This window comes from Streptomyces nanhaiensis (assembly GCF_046614825.1).
GTDB lineage: Bacteria > Actinomycetota > Actinomycetes > Streptomycetales > Streptomycetaceae > Streptomyces > Streptomyces radiopugnans.
Genome location: NZ_JBKJFM010000037.1, coordinates 20,708 through 40,773 on the forward strand (window position 1 = coordinate 20,708; position 20,066 = coordinate 40,773).

Consider the following 20,066-nt stretch of genomic DNA (forward strand, 5'->3'; position numbering starts at 1 on the left):
CCGCGGCTAGAGGGAGGCTCGCGGAACGGACGCGGACGCGGAAGGGGCACGGAGAAGGGACACGGAAGGGAAGCGGAACGGGCAGGACGGGCCGGGCCCCCGGGAGGGGGCCGGCCCGTCCTGCCCGGTGCGCCGTGCTCAGCCGGTGAGGCCGCGCTCGTAGGCGATGTGCCGGGTGCGCTCGACGCGCAGCCGCGCCACCCGGGCCAGCCCGTCGTACGCCCCGTCGCGCTCGGCCCCGGCCAGGGCCCGGTCGCAGGCGGCGGTGTCGGTCCACCACACCATGCCCAGGTACCGCTGCGGCCGGAAGGTCGAGCGCAGCAGGTCGAAGCCCCCGAAGCCCTCGGTGCGGGCCAGGCCCCGGGACAACTCGCGGGCCTCCTTCTCGAACTCCCGGACCCCGCCCAGCACCGTGCACGACAGCAGCACCACGTTGTCGTGCCCGGGCCGCGCGTTGCGCACCAGCAGGCGGTCGACGCTGACCGCCTGGTCGGCCTCGGTGTCCACCATGGGCTCCAGGCACCGCACGTGTTCGAGGAAGGTCTCGGTGTGCACGGTCTCGATGAAGCCCTCCAGACTCCGCCAGTGCCCCACGTGGACGTAGGAGGCCGGGGAGTCCAGCAGCCGCACGGTCACCAGATAGGAGAAGTCCCGCCGGCGGCGCAGGTACTGGGAGTGCTCGCGGAACTCCCGCTCGAACCGGTGCGGGTCCCCCCTGACGGTGAACCGGTGGACTGTGGTCAGCGGACTGCTGAGGTCACGGTCGGTCATGGACGTTCTCCGCGAACCGCTTGGCGTGCCGGAGGGTGGTGGTGCTGTTGGCTCCCAGGGCCTGCCGGACCTTGGCCCGCGCCTCGGCGAGCGTGGCCTCGGGGCCCAGCAGCTGCCGTACGCCCTCGGGGTCGAGGGTGACGGTGTGCCAGGAGGTGGCGCGTACGCCCTTGCCGTGGGGCTCGATCTCCCAGCGGCCGGTGTGCCCGCTCATCGCCACCGGCACCCGGAGCTGCTTGTAGACGATGACGGCCCGGTCGGGGAAGCACACCCGCACGGACATGGTGTTGTGCAGGGAGCCGTCCGGGCTGCGGGTGTCCATGTCCATGCGCTGGACGGTGGAGCCGCCTCCGTCGGAGGGGGACTCCTCCAGATCGATGCGTGCGACGTGGGGCAGGCGCTCGGGCCACAGGTCGGCGCGGTCGAGGAAGGCGAAGACGTCCTCGGCCGAGCCGTTGACGTCCACCGAGTCGCTGAAGGTGAAGCGCAGCCCGCCGTCCTCCGCGCCGTCCTCGGTGCCGCTCTGCTCCGCGGCGTTCTTCAGGGCCGTCAGCTCGGCGCGGCTGTTGCGGTCCACCGCCCGCTCGATCAGCTCGACCGCCGCCGGGTCGTCGTCCACGGCGGTGTAGTCGTGCAGCAGGACGACGCGGCTGCCGCCGTCGTCGTTGGGCTCCACGAGCCACTTTCCGCCCATCGACGCCACCGGGGGCGCGGAGACCACCTGACGGAAGGAGACGGTGCGGCTGCGGCTGTCGAGGATGCGGTGCGAGGTCCACGAGCGGACCTGGTCGTTGGCCGTGGCCCAGATCCGCAGGAGCTGCTCGTCGGCGTGCTCCTCCAGCACCTCGACGTGGATCGTGGGGCCGAAGACCTGCGGCCACGCCGAGACGTCGGCCACCAGGCCGTAGACGGTGTCCGCGGGCGCGTCGACGACGACGGTGTGCTCGGTGACATGGGCCCGGGCGGCTCCGGTGGTCCCGGCGGCTTCGGTTCCGGCGGCTTCGGCGACGGCGGTAGCGGGGTTCGGCACCACGGCGGATCTTCCCTTCGGGTCGCGCCGCTCGCACGGCGCCTGTGTCAGGTTGGCAGAGGGCGCTCGAGCAGGACTGGAGCGCCGGAAGAGGGGGTTTCGAGCCCGCCGGCGGATCGCCGGCGGGAGTCACGGGCCGGGCGGCGGTGCCCGGCCGCCGCGCCAGGGTTTCGGACGGCTCGCGCCGCCGAGCCCGGGCGGCGCGCCCGAGTGGCTTGTTCAGGCGGCGTGCGCCCAGTCGGGCCGCTCCAGGATCTCCACGACCGCCGAGCCCCAGCTGTAGCCGGCGCCGACGCCGACCAGCAGGCAGCGGTCGCCGGGCGCCGCCCGGCCGGAGGCGACCAGGTGGTCCAGGCTCGCGAACTGGTCGCCCGCGCCCAGGTGCCCGACCGTGCGGCTCCACTCCCAGGCCGTGCGGGCCGGGTCGATGCCGAACGGCTGGTAGTAGATCGACTGGAGCCGGCGCCGCCCGAAGTGCGGCAGCACCACCCAGTCGACCTCGCCCAGTTCCAGGTCGGCGTCGGCCAGCGCCTGCTTGAGGACGGTCTGCTGCCCGGCGTGGGCGCGGGTGACGGCGTACGACATTCCCACCCGGGCCACGAACGAGCGTTTGGCCTCCTCGAAGTCCACCGGGATGCGGTGCGAGAAGGGCGCCCGCCCGAACGGCTCGTCGCCCCGGTGCAGGGGCTCCAGCTCCGGGTCGGCGAGCATCGCCAGGGAGCGCAGCCGGGCGTACCCGCCGCGCCGGGAGAGCACCAGCGCGGTGGCTCCGTCGGCGTACGGGGTGCCCGGGTCGGTGTGCCAGCGGTCGATGCCCGGCTCGCAGAACCGGTCGGCGGTGGTCAGCAGCGCGTCGCGGCGTCCGGGGACGGCCGTGAGGTAGGAGTGGGCGAGGTCCAGGGCGGCCATGCCGCCGTTGGACATCTGCCGGATCTCGATGGCCGGGCAGCTGTTCCCGAGCGTCTCGCGCTGTACGTAGGAGGCGACGGGCCACAGGTCCTGGCCCTGGTGGTAGGTGTCCGCGTGCAGGATCAGGTCGGTGTCGCCGCCGCTGCCGCCCGCCCTCTCCAGGGCGGTGCGGGCGGCGTGCACGGCCATCTCGGCGGCGGACTCGTCCGGCGAGTACGCCACCGAGACCATGCCCGTGGCCGCGGCCACCCGCGCCGGGCAGTCGCCCGACGCCACCGCGTCGGCCACCGGCAGGGACGCGGGGAGCCGCACTCCGGTCCCCCGTATGTAGAGGTCTTCCACTCGCACGGTCCACTCCCTGTCTCGTCCGGGTGTCGTCGGTGCCGTCCGGGACGGCGCGGTCAGCCCGCGACCGCCACCGCGGGGGCGGTCGCGGCGGCGGCCGCGTCCGTACGGCGCCCGGCGCGGTGGTCGGCCCCGCGCTCGGTCAGCAGGACGTAGCGGACCGCGTCCAGCAGGGCCCGCCAGGAGGCGGCGACGGTGTTCCCGTCCACGCCGACGGTGCCCCAGTGGCGGCGGCCGTCGGTGAAGGTGATCAGGACGCGCGCGGCGGCGGCGCTGCCCGAGCCGTTCCCCAGCACCCGGACCTGGTAGTCGGCCAGTTCCAGCCGGGCCAGCTCGGGGAAGAAGGGGTCGAGCGCCTGGTGCAGCGCCCGGTCCAGGGCGTTGACGGGCCCGTTGCCCGTGCCGGTCGCGGCCAGCGGCGTGCCATCGATCCGCAGCCGCACCGATCCCTCGGTGCGCACCTCGCCGCCGGACCGCTCCTCGACCCCGACCTTCCAGGCGTCCACCTCGAAGGAGTGCTCCAGACCGCCGCCGGCCAGCTCCTCCAGCAGCAGCAGTTCGAAGGAGGCGTCGGCGGACTCGAAGCTGTAGCCGCGCCCCTCCAGCTCCTTGACCCGGGCGGCGGCCCGCGCCACCGGCTCGGAGCCGGCCGAGACCTCGTAGCCCAGCTCCCGGGCCTTCAGCTCGATGGAGGAGCGTCCGCCCATGTCGGAGACCAGGGTGCGCATGGCGTTGCCCACCCGGGCCGGGTCGATGTGCTGGTAGAGGTCGGGGTCCACGCGCAGGGCGGAGGCGTGCAGCCCGGCCTTGTGCGCGAAGGCGGAGGCGCCGACGTACGGGGCGGCCGGGTGGGCGTGCACCCCGGTCAGCTCGCCGATGGCGCGGCCCGTCTCGGCCATCTCCCGCAGCCGTTCGGCAGGGACGACGTCGGTGCGGCCCCGCTTGAGGATCAGGTTGGCGGCGACGGTGAACAGGTTGGCGTTGCCGCACCGCTCCCCGTAGCCGTGGGCGGTGCCCTGCACGTGGTCGGCGCCGGCGTCCACGGCGGCCAGGGTGTTGGCCACCGCGCAGCCGGAGTCGTCGTGGCAGTGGATGCCCAGGCGCGCGCCGGTGGCGGTGAGGGTGTCGGCCACCACCGCGCCGATGCCGTCCGGCAGGGAGCCGCCGTTGGTGTCGCACAGCACGACGGCCTCGGCACCGGCCTCGGCGGCGGCGCGGACGACCTCCAGTGCGTACTCGCGGTTGGCGAGGTGGCCGTCGAAGTAGTGCTCGGCGTCGACGAAGACGCGGCGGCCGGCCCGCACCAGGTGCCGCACGGTGCTGCCGATCATCGCCAGGTTCTCGGCGAGCGTGGTACGCAGGGCGAGTTCGACGTGCCGGGTGTGGCTCTTGGCCACCAGGGTCACCACCGGGGTCTCGGCCTCCAGCAGTGCCCGCACCTGCGGGTCGGTGGTGACCAGGGTGCCGGGCCTGCGGGTGGCGCCGAAGGCCGCCAGCTCGGCGTTGTGCAGGGTCAGTTCGGTGCGCGCCCGGCGGAAGAACTCGGTGTCCCTGGGGATGGCCCCGGGCCAGCCGCCCTCGATGAAGCCCACCCCGAAGGCGTCCAGGTGGCGTGCGACGGCGAGCTTGTCCTCGACCGTCGGCGCCAGGCCCTCCTGCTGTGTTCCGTCGCGCAGGGTCGTGTCGTAGAGCTGGAAGCGCCGCTCGGCCATCGTCCCTCCCTCGTCGTGCCCCGGCAGCCGAACGGCGCCGTGGGAGGTGCCACCGTCCGGCGACCGGCTGGAGGAACGCTCGAGCACGGGTCGTCCGCGCGGACCGGGCCGCACCGGACGGTGAGCGCACGGGGCCGGTGCGCATACGCTGGTCCGCCATGTCCACTCATGCGTCACCGGTTCCGGTACTCGGCCGGCGCGCTCTCAACCGCGCCCTGCTGACACGTCAACTGCTTCTCGAGAAGGCCGGGATGACCGCCCTGGAGGCGATGGAGCACCTGGTCGGCCTGCAGGCGCAGTCGCCCAAGGCCCCCTACGTCGGCCTGTGGACGCGGCTGCGGGACTTCCGCCACGAGGAGGTGTCCGAACTGCTGACCTCCCGCAGGGCGGTGCGCATCGCCCTGATGCGCGGAACGGTCCACCTGGTCAGCGCGCGCGACTGCCTGACGCTGCGCCCCCTGATCCAGCCGCTGTTCGACCGCGGCGTCCTGCCGACATACGGCAGGGACCTCGCCGGCCTGGAGCCCCGCGAGGTCGCCGAGGCGGGCATGGCCCTGCTCGCGGACGGCCCGCGCAGCGCGGCGGAGCTGGGGAAGCTGCTGCGGGAGCGGTGGCCCGACCGGCCGCCGTCCGTGCTGGCCAACGTCTTCCGTTTCGCGGAGGCGCTGGTGCAGACCCCGCCGCGCGGGGTCTGGGGGGCCTCCGGGCAGCCGGTCTACGCCCACGCCGAGGACTGGCTGGGCAGCCCTCTGGACGGCGGGGCCTCACCGCACTCCATGGTCCTGCGCTACCTGGCCGCCTTCGGCCCGGCCACCGTGCAGGACATCCAGACCTGGTCGGGGCTCACCCAGTTGCGGGAGATCACCGAGGAGCTCCGACCCCGGCTGCGGACCGCCCGCACCGAGGACGGCGCCGAGCTCCTGGACGTGCCCGGCGCTCCGCTCCCCGACCCCGACACGCCCGTACCGCCGCTCCTGGTCGCCGAGTTCGACAACCTGATCCTGTCCCACGCCGACCGCTCCCGGGTCATCAGCGACAGCGCCCGCAAGGCGATATACACCAAGAACGCCCAGATCCCGGGGACGTTCCTGGTGGACGGCTTCGTCCACGGGAAGTGGAAGATCACCCAGCAGCGGCGCGCGGCGACCCTGACCCTCACCCCGTTCTCGCCCCTGCGGGAGAGCGACGCGGAGGCGCTGACCGCCGCGGGCGCCGAACTGCTCGCCTTCGCCGCCGACCGGGCCGAGACCTTCGACGTCCGGATCGAGCAGCCGCCGGGCTGATCCCCGGACGGGTCCGCCCACGTGTCTGTCGAGTGCCGCTCAAGCACCTCACGGAAGACTCGCGGCGGCGTCTTCGTTCCGACCAGGCCGACCGGGAGACCCGATCCATGACCACCGAAGCCGTTCCCCCGCCTCCCGGGAAGTACGGCCGGCGTCCCACCCCGGCGGGGACTTCCCGGAGGAGCACACCGAGACCGCAGGGACCGCAGGGACCGCCGAGGCCCCGGTCCGCGAGCCAGGGGGCGGAGAGCCGTCCGTACGCGACGACCTCCTCCAGGCCGGTGCCGTGACGCAGGACCCGGTGGAGCGGGACGCCGGGCCGCCGATGCCGCCGTTCCGGGCCGGCGACAGCCTCGGCGGCTTCCCGCGCCCGGGGATCATGTCCGCCGCCGTGCGGCAGATCTCCGTCCGCCCCTTCGCCGCCCACCGCGCCCCCGGGCGGATCCGGGCGTGGAACCAGCACTTCAGCACCTGGCTGCGGGAGGGGAGGTCCGTCTTCCCGCACACGATCGTCGAGGGCGGCCGCACCGAGACGCCCAACGCACTGACGGCGATGCTGGCCGGCAAGTACACCGGCGACGTCGTGGTCAGGATCTCCTGAGACCGGAGGGTCACACCATGCCGATGCCACAGCCCACCGAAGAACTGGGCGCGTTCCTCTCCCAGCCGCTCCAGTGGTCGCCGAGCGACACCGAGGAGGGGCTCGAACTCGCCTCCGTGGAGGTGCCGCTGGACTACGCCGACCCCGGCGGCCGGCGCATCTCGATCGCGGTCAGCAGGCGCCGGGCGGCGGATCCCGCCCGGCGGCGGGGCGTCCTGCTGTCGGTCCACGGCGGGCCGGGCGGCGACAACGGCCACGGCCGGATGATGCCGGTCGAACTCCACCGGACCACCCCGCTGAACGAGGTCTACGACCTGATCGGCTTCGACCCGCGCGGCACCGGCGCCTCGACCCGGCTGGACGGCGAGGACACCCCGGCGCGGGCCGTCTTCGACTCGCGCCCGCCGGACTCGGCGTTCGCCCTCCTCACCGAGGACATGCGGGCCCGCGAGGAGGGGTGCCGGCGTGCCGGGGGCGAGCTGCGCCGGCACGTCAGCACCCGCAACACCGCCCGCGACATGGACCTGCTGCGCGCCGTCCTCGGCGAGGAGCGGATCAGCTTCGTCGGCTACGCCTACGGCACGCTCGTCGGCGCGGTCTACGGCACCATGTTCCCCGCGCGCCTGGACCGCAGCGTGCTGGACTCCTCCGTCCACCCCGGCTGGGACTGGCGGCGGCAGTTCATGGCGCAGGCCCTGGCCGTCCGGGAGAACGTGGACGCGTGGGCGGCGTGGGCCGGCGAGCGCAACAGCCGCTACGGCCTGGGCACCGACGCCGCGCAGGTGCTGGCCTCCGTCGAGGAGACCGCGTCCCTGCTGGCCGCCCGCACCCCGGACGCGTCGCTGCGCACCTCCTTCGACGGGATCATGGGCACCCTCGCCCCGCTGCGTCCGCGCTGGGACGTGCTGGCCCTGCTCGTCGGCGACCTGCACAAGGCCGCCGCGTCGGGGAGCACCGAGCAGGCCCGGGAGCTCCTCGCCGGGCAGTCGGCCTGGCGCCCCGGCTCGGCCGCCGGCCAGGTGCGGGAGGCGGTGCTGGAGGCGGTGACCTGCGAGACCGACTGGCCCGCTGACCTGGAGGTCTACTACCGGGACATGCGGCGCTTCCGGGAGGAGTGCCCCTATGGCTACGGCGTGCTGCGCGCCCAGCCGTGGGTGGGGACGTTCCGCTCGTTCACCCCGGCCGAGGAGGCCACCCGGGTGCGGCGCGAGGGATACCCGGCCGGTCTGGTGGTCCAGGCCGACGGCGACCCCCTGGACCACCACGAGGGCGCGACGGCCATGGCCGAGCGGCTGGGGCACCGGCTGGTCCTCGTGACCGACTCCGGCGCCCACGAGATCTACGGGTTCGGCGGCAACGCCCTCGTGGACGAGCACGTCAACCGCTATCTGCTGGAGGGCGTCCTGCCCGGCGGCACGGTCCGCTGCCCGGGCGAGCCGCGGCCGGACGTTCCGGCGGACGCGGAAGCGGAAGCGGTGTAGAGCGGCACAGGCGGTGCGGGCCGTTCCTCCCGGCGGCCCGCACACGTGCGGTACGGGGGTACGGGAGGCACGGGGGGAGGCCCCGGGGCCGCAACGCCTTCAGGCGTGACGGGCCCCGGGGCCTCGCGGCGCGCCCCCGCGTCCGCACGCACCGTGCGGACGCGGGGCACGGAACGCACGGAGCACGGAGAACACCGGCAAGGGGGCCGGCCCGGGAGTTCCGCACTCCCGGGCCGGCCCCCTCCACGGAGACCGTTCAGCATGTGGGGGTGGTGCTCACCCGCTCGACCGAGACCTTGGCCTCCACGCTGGTGAGGTAGGTGCCGGCCGCGTCGTACACCCGGGAGGTGCCGGAGCTGTCGAACGCCTCGCTCTGCTGGACGGCCTTCTGGTTGACGTCCACATAGCCCACGGTGGTGCCGTCGGCTTTGAACATCCTCTCCACGAGGCGGTAGGTGAAGGTGCCGTCACCGGTCTGGTTCCATATGCCCAGGCCCTGGCCGCCGCCGTCCGAACCGTCGCCGGCGGACAGGCACACCAGGCCGCCCTTGTGGAAGGAGACGGTGATCTGGCCGGATCCGTCACCGTGGTCGACGGTGCCCCGCCAGGTGCCGACCGGGGTGGTGGTCGTGGCGGTGCCCGCGGTGGTGGCGGTGGCGGCTCCCGGCGCCATGACACCTACGGTCGCGGCCAGTCCGAGGACCGACAGCACGTTTCTGATCTTCCTGTTCACGGTGTTCCCCGTTCTCTCTGTTCGGCGGCGCCGGTTCCCGGCGCCTTTGCATGGGGGGGGTGGACGCGGCCGGAACCGCGGTGTGGGGAGTTCGGTGCTCCGCCGCACGTCAGCGCAGGGTGCGGCGGAAGGTGCGGAGTTCGGCGGCCAGTACCTCGGGCCGCTCCAGGGCCGGGAAGTGGCCGCCGTCCTCCAGATCGCGCCAGTGGCGCAGGTCGGTGAAGCGCTCGCGGGCCCATGCCCGGGGCAGCCAGGCGTCCTTGGGGAAGACCGAGCACCCGGTGGGCACGTCCGTCGGGCGCATCGGCTCCTTGTCGAAGCTCTCCCAGAACAGCCGGGCCGAGGAGGTCCCGGTGTTGGTGAGCCAGTACGTCGTGACGATGTCCAGCAGCCGGTCGCGCGGCACGGCCTTCTCCAGGTCGCCGTCGTGGTCGGCCCACTCCCAGAACCTGTCGGTGATCCAGGCGAGCTGGGCGGCCGGCGAGTCGGCCAGCCCGTAGCCGAGCGTCTGGGGGCGCGTGCCCTGGATCGCGGCGTAGCCGGAGCGGTTCTTCCCGAACCCGGCCATGCGCGCCATGGCGGCACGGTCCCGCTCGTCCAGCTCGACCTCCCGCTCCGGGGGCCTGGCCAGGGGCATGGTGAGGTGGATGCCGGCCAGGTGCCCGGCGTCGGTGCTGCCCAGCGCGGCCGAGACCCAGGAGCCCCAGTCGCCGCCGTGGGCGATGTACCGGTCGTGGCCGAGCCGGGCCATCAGCTCCGCCCAGGCCTCGGCGGTGCGCTGGACCGTCCAGCCGGTGCCCTCCGGCCGGTCGCTGAACCCGTGGCCGGGCAGGGAGGGGCAGACGACGTCGAAGGCGTCCGCAGGGTCCTCCGGGTCGGTGAGCGCGGTGATGATGTCGAGGAACTCCACCACCGAGCTGGGCCACCCGTGGGTCATCAGCAGCGGTGTGCTCCCCGGGTGGGGTGAGCGCACGTGCAGGAAGTGGATGCCCACGCCGCCGATCTCGGTGCGGAACTGCGGCAGCGCGTTCAGCCGCGCCTCGGTGGCCCGCCAGTCGTACTCCTCGGCCCAGTACCGGCACAGCTCCCGGACCTGCTCCAGCGGGGCGCCCTGGGACCAGTCGTCCACGGTCTCCGCGTCCGGCCAGCGGGTTCCGGCCAACCGCCGGCGCAGGTCGTCCAGAGCCGCCTGCGGGATCTCCACCCGGTAGGGCTCGATCACTGCGTTCACCCTTCCGCCTCCTCTCCGCCGCGGCCTCTTCCGGTGCGGCCCTCGTCACGGCGTCTCGTCACGGCTTCTCGTACGGGGAAGCTAGAAGGAGCGGCTACAGCCCCGGTCGAGTCGGCGGGGACGGCAGCAGCCGCGCGATCTCCGCATCGGACAGTCCGCTTTCGGCCAGGACCTCCCGGGTGTGCTCACCGCAGCGCGGCGCCGGGCCCGGCAGCCGTGCCGCCGTCCGGCCGAACCGCGGCGCGGGTGCGGGCTGGAGCAGCCCGCCGGCCTCGCGGTACGTGTCCCGGGCCCGGTTGTGGGGGTGCCCGGCCGCCTCCGCCAGGGTCAGCACGGGGGTCACGCACGCCTGGGTGCCGTCGAAGGCCTCCGTCCACTCCCGCCTGGTCCGGGACGCGAAGCGGCGCGCGAACTCCCTTCGCAGGGCGGGCCATTCGCCCGGGTCGCCGCGGTCGGGCAGCTCCTGCGGATCCAGACCGAGCCCCGTCAGGAACTCCAGGTAGAACCGTTCCTCCAGGGCCCCGACCGCCATGTGGCCGCCGTCGGCGCACTCGTAGACGTCGTAGAAGGGGGCGCCGGTGTCGAGCAGGTTGCCGCCCCGCTCCGGGCTCCACCGGCCGGCCCCGGTCATCGCCGTCAGCATGCCCAGCAGCGACGCGGTGCCGTCCACGATCGCGGCGTCCACGACCTGTCCGAGCCCGGAGCGCTGCCGCTCGTGCAGCGCCGCCAGGATCCCCACGGCCAGCGGCAGCCCGCCGCCGGCGAAGTCCCCGAGGAGGTTCAGGGGCGGTACGGGCGGGCCGCCGGCCCGCCCGACGGCGTCCAGGGCGCCGGTCAGCGCGATGTAGTTGATGTCGTGCCCGGGCGCGGCGGCCAGCGGGCCGGTCTGCCCCCAGCCGGTCATCCGGGCGTACACCAGGCGCGGGTTGCGGGCGCGGCACTCCTGCGGTCCGACGCCCAGCCGCTCGGCGACGCCCGGGCGGAAGCCCTCCACCAGGACGTCGGAGCGCTCCACGAGCCGCATCAGCGCTTCGGCGGCCGCGGGGTCCTTCAGGTCCAGGGCGACCGACCGGCGGCCCCGGTCGAGCACCCGGTGCCAGCTCCCGAAGGGCCGGTCGCCGCCGGGCCGGTCGACCCGGACCACCTCGGCCCCCAGGTCGGCCAGCACCATGCAGGCGAAGGGCGCGGGACCGATGGCGGCCAGTTCCAGGATCCGCAGCCCGCTCAGCGGTCCGCCGCCGGTGTCTGTCTCCATGGCCGCGACGCTAGGAACCCCTTCTGCAGCCGCCCTTGAGCCGGCCTCGTACCGCCCGCGCGGGCGCGGGCGGTACGGGCGGACCGTCCGCCGCGATTCGACCTGTGCCCTAGCCGCCGTCCCTAGCCTCGGCGCACCCGTCTTCCCGCTGCCGCCCGTCACCGCGACGGGAGGGCGGGGAGGCCGTCAGCCAGCTGATCAGCAGGAGGAACCCCGGATGACCACCAGCGCGATCGAAACCGGCGGCGAAGCCGAGACCGAGGCCAAGACCTTCCCCTACCAGCGCGCCTGCCCCTTCAGCCCGCCGTCCGAGTACACGGAGATGGTCCAGGAGGACGTCTCCCAGGTCACCCTGACGGGGTCCGGTCTGCGCATCTGGACGGTCACCGGCTACCACACCATCCGCCAACTGCTGACCGACCCCAGGGTCAGCGCCTCGCGCAAGCACGCGAACTTCCCCTTCTACTTCATCGCTCCGCCCGAGTTCCGCACCGAGACCTCGTTCATCGGCTACGACGGCCAGGAGCACGTCAACACCCGGCGCAAGGCCGCCCTCACCTTCACCAGCCGGCAGGTGCGCAAGCTGCGCCCGCGGATCGAGGAGATCGTCGACGAGCACATCGACAAGATGCTGTCGATGTCCCCGCCCGTCGACATGCACCGGGTGTTCTCGCTCGCCGTGCCGATGACCGTCATCTGCGAACTGCTGGGCATCCCCCAGGACAAGCACGACTTCTTCATCAAGCACGGCACCGCGCTGCTGGGCGGCCACAGCTCGGCCGAGGAGCGCAAGGCGGCCATCGTGGAGGTCAACGCCTACGTCGACGACCTCATCCAGCTCAAGAAGCGCGAGCCGGGCGACGACCTGCTCAGCAGGGCGATGGCCGACTACGCCTCCTCCGGCGAGGAGTACACCGACCGCGACCTGTTCAACATGGTCCGGCTGCTGATGAACGGCGGCCACGAGACCACCGCGAGCCAGATCTCCCTGGGCACCGCCTGCCTGCTGGAGAACCCCGACCAGCTCGAACAGCTCAAGGCGGACCCGGACCTGGTCAAGCCCGCGGTCGACGAGCTGATCCGGATCGCCACCATCGGCGACACCGCCGTCCCCCGCGTCGCCCTGGACGACATCGAGATCGGCGGCAAGGTCATCCGCAAGGGCGACGGCATCCTCTGCCTGGGGATGGCCGCCAACCGCGACCCGGAGGTCTTCCCGGAGCCCGACAAGGTCATCCTCAGCCGCGGCAGCCGCAAGCACCTGGGCTTCGGCCACGGCGTGCACCACTGCATCGGCGCGGACCTGGCCCGCCTGGAGCTGGAGATCGTGTGGAGCAAGCTGTTCCACCGCATCCCGACGCTCCGGCTGGCCAAGCCCTTCCTGGAGATCCCCCGCAAGGAGGGCGCGGTCATCTACGGCCTGTGGGAGCTGCCGGTCGCCTGGTGACCCACCGCGGTCCCGCGCACACCGGCGACAGCCCGACGAGTCGAGTCCGAAGAGCCCGAGGAGAGATCCATGGCCAAGATCACCTACAAGCACCCCAACGGCACCGACACCGTGGTCGACGTCCCGTCCCCGAACACGGTGATGCGCGGGGCGAAGATCAACAACATCGACGGCATCGAGGCCCAGTGCGGCGGTTCGGCCCAGTGCGGCACCTGCCACGTCTACGTCGACGAGGCCAACGCCCTGCCGCTGCCGCCGATGCACGAGTCCGAGGACGACGTGCTGTACGGGACGGCGTGCCCCCGCCGCCCCAACAGCCGGCTGAGCTGCCAGCTGCCCGTCACCGACGAGATCGACGGCCTGGTGGTGCACCTGCCGGAGGCCCAGTCCTGATGGCGGGGTCTCCGGCGCCCCCGGTGTCGTCCGTCGTCATCGTCGGGGCGGGACAGGCCGGCGGGGACACGGCCGCGGCCCTGCGCGGCCGCGGCTTCTCCGGCCGCATCACCCTGGTGGGGGAGGAGGAGGCACTCCCCTACCGGCGCCCGCCCCTGTCCAAGGGCTACCTCGGCGGCACGGTGGACGCCGGGGACCTGGAACTGCTGCCCGCCTCCTCCTACGCGGACCAGGGGATCGATCTGGTGCTCGGCGACCGGGCCGCGCGGATCGACCCCGAGGAGCGGTCCGTCGTACTGGACTCGGGCACACGGCTGCCCTACGACCGGCTCGTCCTGGCCACCGGCGCCCGTCCCCGGCGGCTCCCCGTGCCCGGCGCGGGCCTGGACGGGGTCATGACCCTGCGCGGTCTGGCCGACGCCGCCGCCCTGCGGGAGGCGCTGCTCGGGACCCTGCGCGAGGGCGGGCACCTGCTGGTCGTCGGCGGCGGCTTCGTCGGCCTCGAACTGGCCGCGACCGCACGGGGGATGGGGCTGGAGGCCACGGTGGTGGAGGTGGGGCCGCGGCTGATGGCCCGCGCCCTGAGCCCCGGCATGTCGGAGCACCTGCGCGCGGAGCACCTGCGGCAGGGCGTCCGGGTCCTCCTGCGCCGGGAGGTGGCGGCCCTGCGGGGCGACGCCTCCGGGCACGTGAGGGTGGCGGAACTGGACGGCGGCGAGCGTGTGCGGGCCGATCTGGTGGTGTTCGGCGTGGGGGTGCGGCCCGGGGCCGAACTCGCCGCCGCCGCCGGTCTGGAGGTCGGCGACGGCATCCTCGTCGACCGGTGGCTGCGCACCAGCGACCCGGCCGTCCACGCGATCGGGGACTGCGCCCGCTTCCCCAGCGCGCGCTACGGCCGGCAGTTGCGCCTGGAGTCGGTGCAGAACGCCTCCGACCAGGCCCGCTGCGCCGCCGCGGCGATCTGCGGGGATCCGGCGCCGTACGAGGCGGTCCCGTGGTTCTGGACGGAGCAGTACGCGACCAGGCTGCAGATCGCGGGGATCACCGACGGGCACGACCGCGCGGTGACCGTGGGGGATCCCGCCGGCGGCCGCTTCTCGGTGCTGTGCTTCCGCGGGGAGCGGCTGCTGGGCGCCGAGTCGGTCGGCCGGCCCGCGGACCACATGATCGTCCGCCGGCTCCTGGCGGCGGAGGGCGGCCCCGGCCTCTCCCCCGGGGAGGCGGCGCGTCCCGGTTTCGACCTGAAGGAGTACCAGGGCCGGTCGCGGCAGCCGGCCTGATCCACCGCGCCGTCCGTCCCTCCGGGCCGGGCGGCGCGGAACCGGTCGTACGCAACGGCCGGGCACAGCGGGGGAACAGCCGGCGTCCGCCGGAGTGGAACGCGGAGGGGGCCGGGGTCCGTTCGGACCCCGGCCCCCTCCGGCCGTACCGGCGGACGCCCGCCGCTACCCCTGCGCCGGGCCGAGCAGCGCCGTCGCGTAGCTGCCGCGTGCCGAGGTGTCGTACTGCAGCGCCACATGGCTGGCCGCCACGGTGACGTCCCGCCAGAAGCGCTGGAGGGGCTGCGCCGGCGCCAGGCCGCCGGTCCCGGCTCCGTGGACCAGCAGGTCCACGGCCTCGGTGAGGAGTTCGGCGGCGGTGGCGGCGTTCCGCTCGCTGTGGGCCAGGACTTCCCGGGTGAACGCGCCGCCGTCGGCGGTGGCGGCGTTCCGCTCGATCAGGAGCCGGGCGGCGTCGATCCGGCCGGAGGCGCGGACCAGCTTCGTCTCGGCCGTCTGAGTGCGCCGCCGCCCGGTCAGCGTGGCGGCGAAGGCGTCCAGCGCCCCGGCCGCGGCGCCCGCCGCCGGGGCGGCGAAGGCCAGCCCCGCGGCGGCCGGCAGCGGGACGTTGTGGACGGCCCCGGCGGAGTGCGCGTTGCGCCCGGAGAGCACCTCCATGCGGTCGAAGGACAGGTGCCCGGGCACCAGGACGTCCTCGACCACCACGGTGTGGCTGCCGGTGGCGCGCATACCGATGCTGTCCCAGGTGGGGTGGACGGTGCACGCCCGCCCGGGCACCGCGAAGAAGCGCATCGCGGGAGGGCCCCCGGCGGGCGCTCCGGCGGGGGGTCCTCCGGCAGCAGGTCCTCCGGCGGCAGGTCCTCCGGCGGCGGGCGCCATTGCGCACAGCAGGACCCAGTCGGCGTGCTCGACGCCGCTGACGTAGCCCCAGCTTCCGCTCAGCCGCCATCCGCCGTCCGCGGGGACGGCCCGGCCCGCCGGGGGCAGGCCGGCGGCGACGACGGTGTCGGGTCCGCCGCCCCAGAGCTCGCGCCGGCCCTCCTGCGGGAGATGGGCCGCGAGCCGCGCCGAGTGGGCGGTGAGCGAGGCGATCCAGGCGGTGGCCGGGCAGCCCCGGGCGATCGTGAGGACGGCCCCGGTCAGCTCGCCGAACGTCCCCTCGGCACCGCCCCACGCGGCGGGCACGAAGTGCCGGGCGAACCCGTGCGAGCGCACCGCGTCGACGACCTCGGGGGCGAGGACGCCGCTGCCGTCGGCCGCGGCCGCGTGCCCGGCCGCGAGTTCGCGCAGTTCCTCCGCTCCCGCGGCCACACCGGCGGCGGGGCGGGTCCCGGTCCCGGCGGTCACCGCTGGACGGCCTTCGCGAACAGCTCGAGCGTCTCGCCCGGGCTGGGGCCGTCCAGCGCGCGGTGGATCGCCTGCGCGTCGGGGCCGTGCCTGTGCAGCTTCACATGGGCCAGTTCGACCCTGGTCGTGGCCGCGTCGACGGGGGTGATCGTCACCTCGATCTCGCTGGCGCGCTCGTCGTCGGGAATGGACTGCCAGCGGCCGTCGATCCGCCAGGTCATCGAGAGGCCGCGGGGAGGCTCCCAGGTGAGGACGCGCCCCCAGTCGATCTCGTTGCCCTCCGCGTCCCACTCGTAGTAGCGCCCGCCCTCGCCCGGCTCGAAGGCGAGTCCGACGCGCTCGTTCTTCAGCAGGACGTGCGTGGGCGGCCACCAGTCCTCGGGCCGCTCGGTGAAGACCTTGAAGCAGTGCTCGGGCGTGGCCGCCACCGTCACCGACTTCCGTACGTCCGGGACTGACTGCTCGGGCTGATCGGCCATGTGGGGCCTCCTCGCTGCGTGTCTTGCGCACATCGGACGCGCACCACCGTCGCGGTCCGGGCTCGACGGGGTGTCGAGCCCGGCTCGAAGAGCCGGCCGGCGCGCGCCCGGGGCCGCACCGGCCGGTTCGAGGGGGAATCGAGATCCGCGCAAGGCGCAGGGGTCACGGTCGTCGTCACCCAAGCCACCTCACGGAAACGGGAGAGCACGATGACAGACGCAGGACGGCGGGTCGCCTTCGTCACCGGCGCCACCAGCGGTATCGGCCTCGCCGTGACCGAGCTGCTGGCCCGGCAGGGCATGGCGGTGTTCGGCGTGGCACGCTCCGGGGAGAGCGTGAAGGCCATGGTCAAGCGGCTCCGCGCGGAGGGCGCGGAGGTCTCGGGCGCGGTGTGCGACGTCTCCTCCACCGAGCAGGTGCGCGAGGCCGTCGCCGTGGCGGTGCGCGAGTACGGGCGCGTGGACGTCCTGGTCAACAACGCCGGCCGGGGCGGCGGCGGGGTCACGGCCGAGATGTCCGACGACCTCTGGCTGGACGTGATCGACACCAACCTCAACGGCACCTTCCGCGTCACCCGCGAGGTGCTGGCGAACGGCCGGATGCGGGAGGGCGGCTGGGGACGGATCGTCAACATCGCCTCCACCGGCGGCAAGCAGGGCGTCGAGCTCGCCGCGCCGTACTCCGCCTCCAAGCACGGGGTCATCGGCTTCACCAAGGCCGTCGGCAAGGAGCTGGCCAAGAGCGGCATCACCGTGAACGCCGTCTGCCCCGGCTACGTGGAGACCCCCATGGCCCAGCGGGTGCGCCAGGGCTACGCGGGCCACTGGGGTGTGACGGAGGAGGAGGTGCTGGAGAAGTTCGAGGCGAAGATCCCGCTGGGCCGCTACTCCACGCCGGAGGAGGTCGCCGGCCTGGTCGGCTACCTGGTCTCCGACACCGCGGCGTCCATCACCGCCCAGGCGCTCAACGTCTGCGGCGGCCTCGGCAACTACTGACCCGGCAGGCGCACCGAGACCTTGGAGCCGCAACCATGAGGCCTGACAGCACCACACTGACCCCCGAGTCGGACATCGCGGCCTTCCGGTCGGCCATGGGGTGCTTCCCGACCGGGGTGGCGCTGCTCTCCCGGGGAAGCGGTGCCGGGGCGTCCGTCGTCACCGTCAACAGCCTGACCTCCGTCTCCCTCGACCCCCTGCTCCTGCTGGTCTGCCTCAAGTCGGACAGCCGGATGGTCCGGCGGGTCTCGGAGGCCGGGAGCTTCGCGGTGAACGTGCTGGACGAGAACCAGCGGGACCTGTCGGCCCTGTTCGCCCGCCCCGACCGCCCGTCGGGGGAGTCCGCCATGCGGCTGCTGGACGCCGTGGAGGGCGCCACCGGGAACGCGGTGCTGCCCTCCGCCGCCGCCTTCTTCGAGTGCCGGCTGTACGCGGAGCACGCGGGCGGCGACCACGTGGTGTTCCTGGGCCGGGTCGTCGCCATGCACCGCTCGACACCGGACCGCCGTCCGCTGCTGTTCCACCACGGCCGGTACGCGGCGCTCGCCTGAGGCGTCCGCCGGCCCACGACCGCACGGGAGACCGCATGACCCTGTCCACCGGCACCGGCGCCCTCGCCGCCGGCACCCTCGACCCCGCCTCCCCAGACCCGGCCGCCTCCCCGGCCGTCGGCGCGCCCTTCCTGGAGGAGGTCGCCGACGGCGTCCACGCCTTCGTCCAGCCGCCGGGCGGCTGGTGCCTGAACAACGCGGGCCTGGTGACGGGCCGGCCCGGCGGCGAGGGCCCGCCCGTCCTGATCGACACCGCGGCCACCGAGTCCCGCGCCCGGCTGCTGCGCCGGGAGGTGGAGCGGGTCGCCCCGGGCGGGCCGGGCATCGTCGTCAACACCCACTTCCACGGCGACCACACCTTCGGCAACAGCCAGTTCACGCCGCGGGCGGTGGTCGTCGCGCACGAGGGCACCCGCGCCGACAGCGCCGAGGCGGGGCTGGGGCTGTGCGGGCTGTGGCCGGACGTGGAGTGGGGCGAGATCCCGCTGACCCTGCCGACCCTGACCTTCCGCGACGGGCTCACCCTCCGTGCCGGGGGCCTGCTCGTGGAGCTGCTGCACCTGGGCCCCGCGCACACCGCCGACGACACGGTGGCGTGGGTGCCCGAGCGCGGTGTGCTGTTCACCGGCGACCTGGTCTGGTCGGGGGTGACTCCGTTCGTGCTGATGGGCTCGGTGACCGGTTCGCTGCGGGCGCTGGAGCGGATGCGGGTCCTCGCCCCCCGCGTCGTGGTCCCCGGCCACGGGCCGGTGGGCGGTCCGGAGCTGCTGGACGCCACCGAGGCGTATCTGCGGTGGCTGCTGCGGGTCGCGCGGGAGTCCGTGCGCGACGGGCTCCCGCCGCTGGAGGCGGCGCGCCGCGCGGACCTGGGCGGCTTCGCCGGCCTGCTCGACCCCGAGCGCCTGGTCGGGAACCTGCACCGGGCCCGCGCGGAGCTGGAGGGACTGCCGCCCGGAGCGCGGATGGACGTGGCCGGCCCCTTCGGGGAGATGGTCGCGTACCACGGAGGACTGCCGGACTGCCACGCCTGAGGCGGCGTGCCGGATCCGGCGGGGAGGAGATGACGATGATCACCGATGCGCCGGAGCGTGAGCCCCTGAACCACGACTTCTGGGACATCCCCGTTCCCCTGCTGGCCGGAGAGGAGGAGGACGCATCCGAGCCGCACATCTGGCGGGGCATCGACTGACGGGCCCTTCCAAACCTCGGAACGGCAGCGGTGCACAGGTGGTACGGGCGGCGCGACGGTCGCCGCACGGCACCACGGCGGTGGCCCCCCGGTGGGATCCGGGGGGCCACCGCCGTGGTGCCGTGCGCGGCCCGGCGCGGGGCGCCGCGCCGCGGGGGCGCCTCAGGAGGCGGGGAGCTCCACGGGGGTGTCGCGGTGGATGACCCGCGAGCGCGTGAGCAGTTCGCCGTCGCGCCGCACCAGCACGTCCTCGACGGTGAAGGTCGGCTGGAAGGAGACCTTCCCCTCGCGGTCGGTCTGGGTGACGAGCGTGTAGTACGACACCCGCAGGGTGTCCTCGTCCGCGGGGTCGGTCTCGATCAGCAGGTGGTCGAACCAGTGCCGGACGGCGATGTCCCGGTAGCGCGGCAGGTTGGCCCGCATCCCCGCGACCATCCGCTCCCGGCCCTGCGCCCGCTCGCCGTTGGCGTGCACCACCACTCCGTCGTCGGTGAAGGTGTCCGCGAAACCCTCGATGTCCAGGGCGTCGACGCGGCGCATCTGCCGCGCGTAGAACGTCTGCACCTCCGCGTAGAGGTCCCCGGTGACCTTGCTCCTGGTTGCCTGGACCGCCTGAGACACGGCGACTCCCTTCGATGACGGCCTGCGCCGCCGAAGGCCGGCGGCGCGATCGCCACCACGCTGCCGCGCCCGGCTTCAGCACCGCTGGAGACCGGCTCGTACGGGCCGGCTCGTACGGGCCGGATCGGGCGGGCCGGATCGGCCCCGGGCCGGTCACTCGTCGCGCACCGCCACGGCGAGCTGGGCCCGGCCGCGGACGCCGAGCTTGCGGTAGATGCGGGTCAGCCGGGCCTCGACGGTCTTGACGCTGAGGAACAGCCTGGCCGCCGCCTCCTGGTTGCTCGCCCCCTGCCCGACGAGGAGGGCGAGCCGCCGCTCCGCCTCGGTGAGCCCCTCGGTGAGCCCGGCCGGCCCGCCGGGGAACGGGTCGGCCCCGCCGCGCGGCGGGGCGCCGCCGGCCAGCCGGGCCCAG

The 20,066-nt window shown here is 74.3% G+C and carries 21 protein-coding genes; 10 read left to right on the forward strand and 11 right to left on the reverse strand.

What is annotated here, in order from left to right:
• Positions 1-138 precede the first annotated feature (138 nt).
• The 4 genes from ACLIYP_RS11535 to cimA all read right to left on the reverse strand — a co-directional run bounded on the left by ACLIYP_RS11535 (position 139) and on the right by cimA (position 4,767).
• The gene (locus ACLIYP_RS11535) at positions 139-771 is read right to left on the reverse strand and encodes an antibiotic biosynthesis monooxygenase family protein (protein ID WP_412713038.1); all 633 of its coding nucleotides are present in this window, start codon (positions 769-771) and stop codon (positions 139-141) included.
• Positions 758-1,801 (reverse strand): aromatase/cyclase, encoded by a 1,044-nt coding sequence (locus ACLIYP_RS11540; RefSeq protein ID WP_412713039.1) that lies wholly within the window; start codon positions 1,799-1,801, stop codon positions 758-760. The genes ACLIYP_RS11535 and ACLIYP_RS11540 overlap by 14 nt, the downstream gene beginning before the upstream one ends.
• Positions 1,802-2,020: 219 nt before the next feature.
• Positions 2,021-3,058: a ketoacyl-ACP synthase III family protein gene (locus ACLIYP_RS11545; protein WP_412713040.1), complete on the reverse strand. Its 1,038-nt coding sequence runs from the start codon at positions 3,056-3,058 to the stop codon at positions 2,021-2,023.
• Positions 3,059-3,111: 53 nt separating this feature from the next.
• Positions 3,112-4,767, reverse strand: a complete 1,656-nt coding sequence (gene cimA / locus ACLIYP_RS11550; RefSeq protein WP_412713041.1) for a citramalate synthase — start codon at positions 4,765-4,767, stop codon at positions 3,112-3,114.
• 158 nt (positions 4,768-4,925) lie between these two features.
• On the opposite strand from cimA, the gene ACLIYP_RS11555 reads away from it, so the two are divergent.
• The 3 genes from ACLIYP_RS11555 (at position 4,926) to ACLIYP_RS11565 (ending at position 8,132) form a co-directional block, all read left to right on the forward strand.
• On the forward strand, positions 4,926-6,050 hold the full coding sequence (locus ACLIYP_RS11555) for a winged helix DNA-binding domain-containing protein (RefSeq protein WP_412713042.1): 1,125 nt from the start codon (positions 4,926-4,928) through the stop codon (positions 6,048-6,050).
• Positions 6,051-6,336: 286 nt separating this feature from the next.
• Positions 6,337-6,651, forward strand: coding sequence for an MDR/zinc-dependent alcohol dehydrogenase-like family protein (locus ACLIYP_RS11560; RefSeq protein WP_412713043.1), 315 nt, complete (start codon positions 6,337-6,339; stop codon positions 6,649-6,651).
• Positions 6,652-6,674: 23 nt separating this feature from the next.
• Positions 6,675-8,132 carry an alpha/beta fold hydrolase gene (locus tag ACLIYP_RS11565; protein WP_412713044.1) on the forward strand — a complete coding sequence of 486 codons (1,458 nt, stop codon included), beginning with the start codon at positions 6,675-6,677 and terminating at the stop codon, positions 8,130-8,132.
• Between the two features lie 256 nt (positions 8,133-8,388).
• On the opposite strand, the gene ACLIYP_RS11570 is transcribed toward ACLIYP_RS11565, so the two are convergent.
• The 3 genes from ACLIYP_RS11570 to ACLIYP_RS11580 all read right to left on the reverse strand — a co-directional run bounded on the left by ACLIYP_RS11570 (position 8,389) and on the right by ACLIYP_RS11580 (position 11,351).
• The gene (locus ACLIYP_RS11570; RefSeq protein WP_412713045.1) at positions 8,389-8,865 is read right to left on the reverse strand and encodes a hypothetical protein; all 477 of its coding nucleotides are present in this window, start codon (positions 8,863-8,865) and stop codon (positions 8,389-8,391) included.
• 109 nt (positions 8,866-8,974) lie between these two features.
• The gene (locus tag ACLIYP_RS11575; RefSeq protein WP_093657585.1) at positions 8,975-10,096 is read right to left on the reverse strand and encodes an epoxide hydrolase family protein; all 1,122 of its coding nucleotides are present in this window, start codon (positions 10,094-10,096) and stop codon (positions 8,975-8,977) included.
• Between the two features lie 94 nt (positions 10,097-10,190).
• Positions 10,191-11,351 (reverse strand): CaiB/BaiF CoA transferase family protein, encoded by a 1,161-nt coding sequence (locus tag ACLIYP_RS11580; RefSeq protein WP_412713046.1) that lies wholly within the window; start codon positions 11,349-11,351, stop codon positions 10,191-10,193.
• Between the two features lie 217 nt (positions 11,352-11,568).
• Here ACLIYP_RS11580 and ACLIYP_RS11585 point away from each other — a divergent pair, with 217 nt between their 5' ends.
• The 3 genes from ACLIYP_RS11585 (at position 11,569) to ACLIYP_RS11595 (ending at position 14,471) form a co-directional block, all read left to right on the forward strand.
• Positions 11,569-12,798 (forward strand): cytochrome P450, encoded by a 1,230-nt coding sequence (locus ACLIYP_RS11585; RefSeq protein WP_412713047.1) that lies wholly within the window; start codon positions 11,569-11,571, stop codon positions 12,796-12,798.
• Positions 12,799-12,867: 69 nt separating this feature from the next.
• Positions 12,868-13,191, forward strand: coding sequence for a 2Fe-2S iron-sulfur cluster-binding protein (locus ACLIYP_RS11590; RefSeq protein WP_412713048.1), 324 nt, complete (start codon positions 12,868-12,870; stop codon positions 13,189-13,191).
• Positions 13,191-14,471 (forward strand): NAD(P)/FAD-dependent oxidoreductase, encoded by a 1,281-nt coding sequence (locus ACLIYP_RS11595; protein ID WP_412713049.1) that lies wholly within the window; start codon positions 13,191-13,193, stop codon positions 14,469-14,471. The genes ACLIYP_RS11590 and ACLIYP_RS11595 overlap by 1 nt, the downstream gene beginning before the upstream one ends.
• A gap of 165 nt (positions 14,472-14,636) precedes the next feature.
• On the opposite strand, the gene ACLIYP_RS11600 is transcribed toward ACLIYP_RS11595, so the two are convergent.
• Together ACLIYP_RS11600 and ACLIYP_RS11605 are read right to left on the reverse strand one after the other, a co-directional pair.
• Positions 14,637-15,818: an acyl-CoA dehydrogenase family protein gene (locus ACLIYP_RS11600; RefSeq protein ID WP_412713050.1), complete on the reverse strand. Its 1,182-nt coding sequence runs from the start codon at positions 15,816-15,818 to the stop codon at positions 14,637-14,639.
• Positions 15,815-16,297, reverse strand: a complete 483-nt coding sequence (locus tag ACLIYP_RS11605; RefSeq protein ID WP_412713051.1) for an SRPBCC family protein — start codon at positions 16,295-16,297, stop codon at positions 15,815-15,817. The genes ACLIYP_RS11600 and ACLIYP_RS11605 overlap by 4 nt, the downstream gene beginning before the upstream one ends.
• 210 nt (positions 16,298-16,507) lie before the next feature.
• Here ACLIYP_RS11605 and ACLIYP_RS11610 point away from each other — a divergent pair, with 210 nt between their 5' ends.
• From ACLIYP_RS11610 to ACLIYP_RS11625, 4 genes are read left to right on the forward strand one after another with little or no spacing between them, the layout of a single operon-like run.
• Entirely contained in the window at positions 16,508-17,293 is a 786-nt protein-coding gene (locus ACLIYP_RS11610) for an SDR family NAD(P)-dependent oxidoreductase (protein WP_412713052.1), read from the forward strand.
• 35 nt (positions 17,294-17,328) lie between these two features.
• Complete coding sequence (locus ACLIYP_RS11615) at positions 17,329-17,844, forward strand: flavin reductase family protein (protein ID WP_412713053.1); 516 nt, start codon at positions 17,329-17,331, stop codon at positions 17,842-17,844.
• A gap of 35 nt (positions 17,845-17,879) precedes the next feature.
• The gene (locus ACLIYP_RS11620) at positions 17,880-18,875 is read left to right on the forward strand and encodes an MBL fold metallo-hydrolase (RefSeq protein WP_412713054.1); all 996 of its coding nucleotides are present in this window, start codon (positions 17,880-17,882) and stop codon (positions 18,873-18,875) included.
• A gap of 35 nt (positions 18,876-18,910) precedes the next feature.
• Positions 18,911-19,033: a hypothetical protein gene (locus ACLIYP_RS11625; RefSeq protein ID WP_277622935.1), complete on the forward strand. Its 123-nt coding sequence runs from the start codon at positions 18,911-18,913 to the stop codon at positions 19,031-19,033.
• A 162-nt stretch (positions 19,034-19,195) separates the two neighbouring features.
• Here the strand turns inward: ACLIYP_RS11625 and ACLIYP_RS11630 are convergent, their stop codons facing one another.
• On the reverse strand, positions 19,196-19,654 hold the full coding sequence (locus ACLIYP_RS11630) for a nuclear transport factor 2 family protein (RefSeq protein ID WP_412713055.1): 459 nt from the start codon (positions 19,652-19,654) through the stop codon (positions 19,196-19,198).
• Between the two features lie 153 nt (positions 19,655-19,807).
• Positions 19,808-20,066 (reverse strand): response regulator transcription factor (locus ACLIYP_RS11635; protein ID WP_412713056.1); only part of this gene is annotated, 259 nt, incomplete at its 5' end.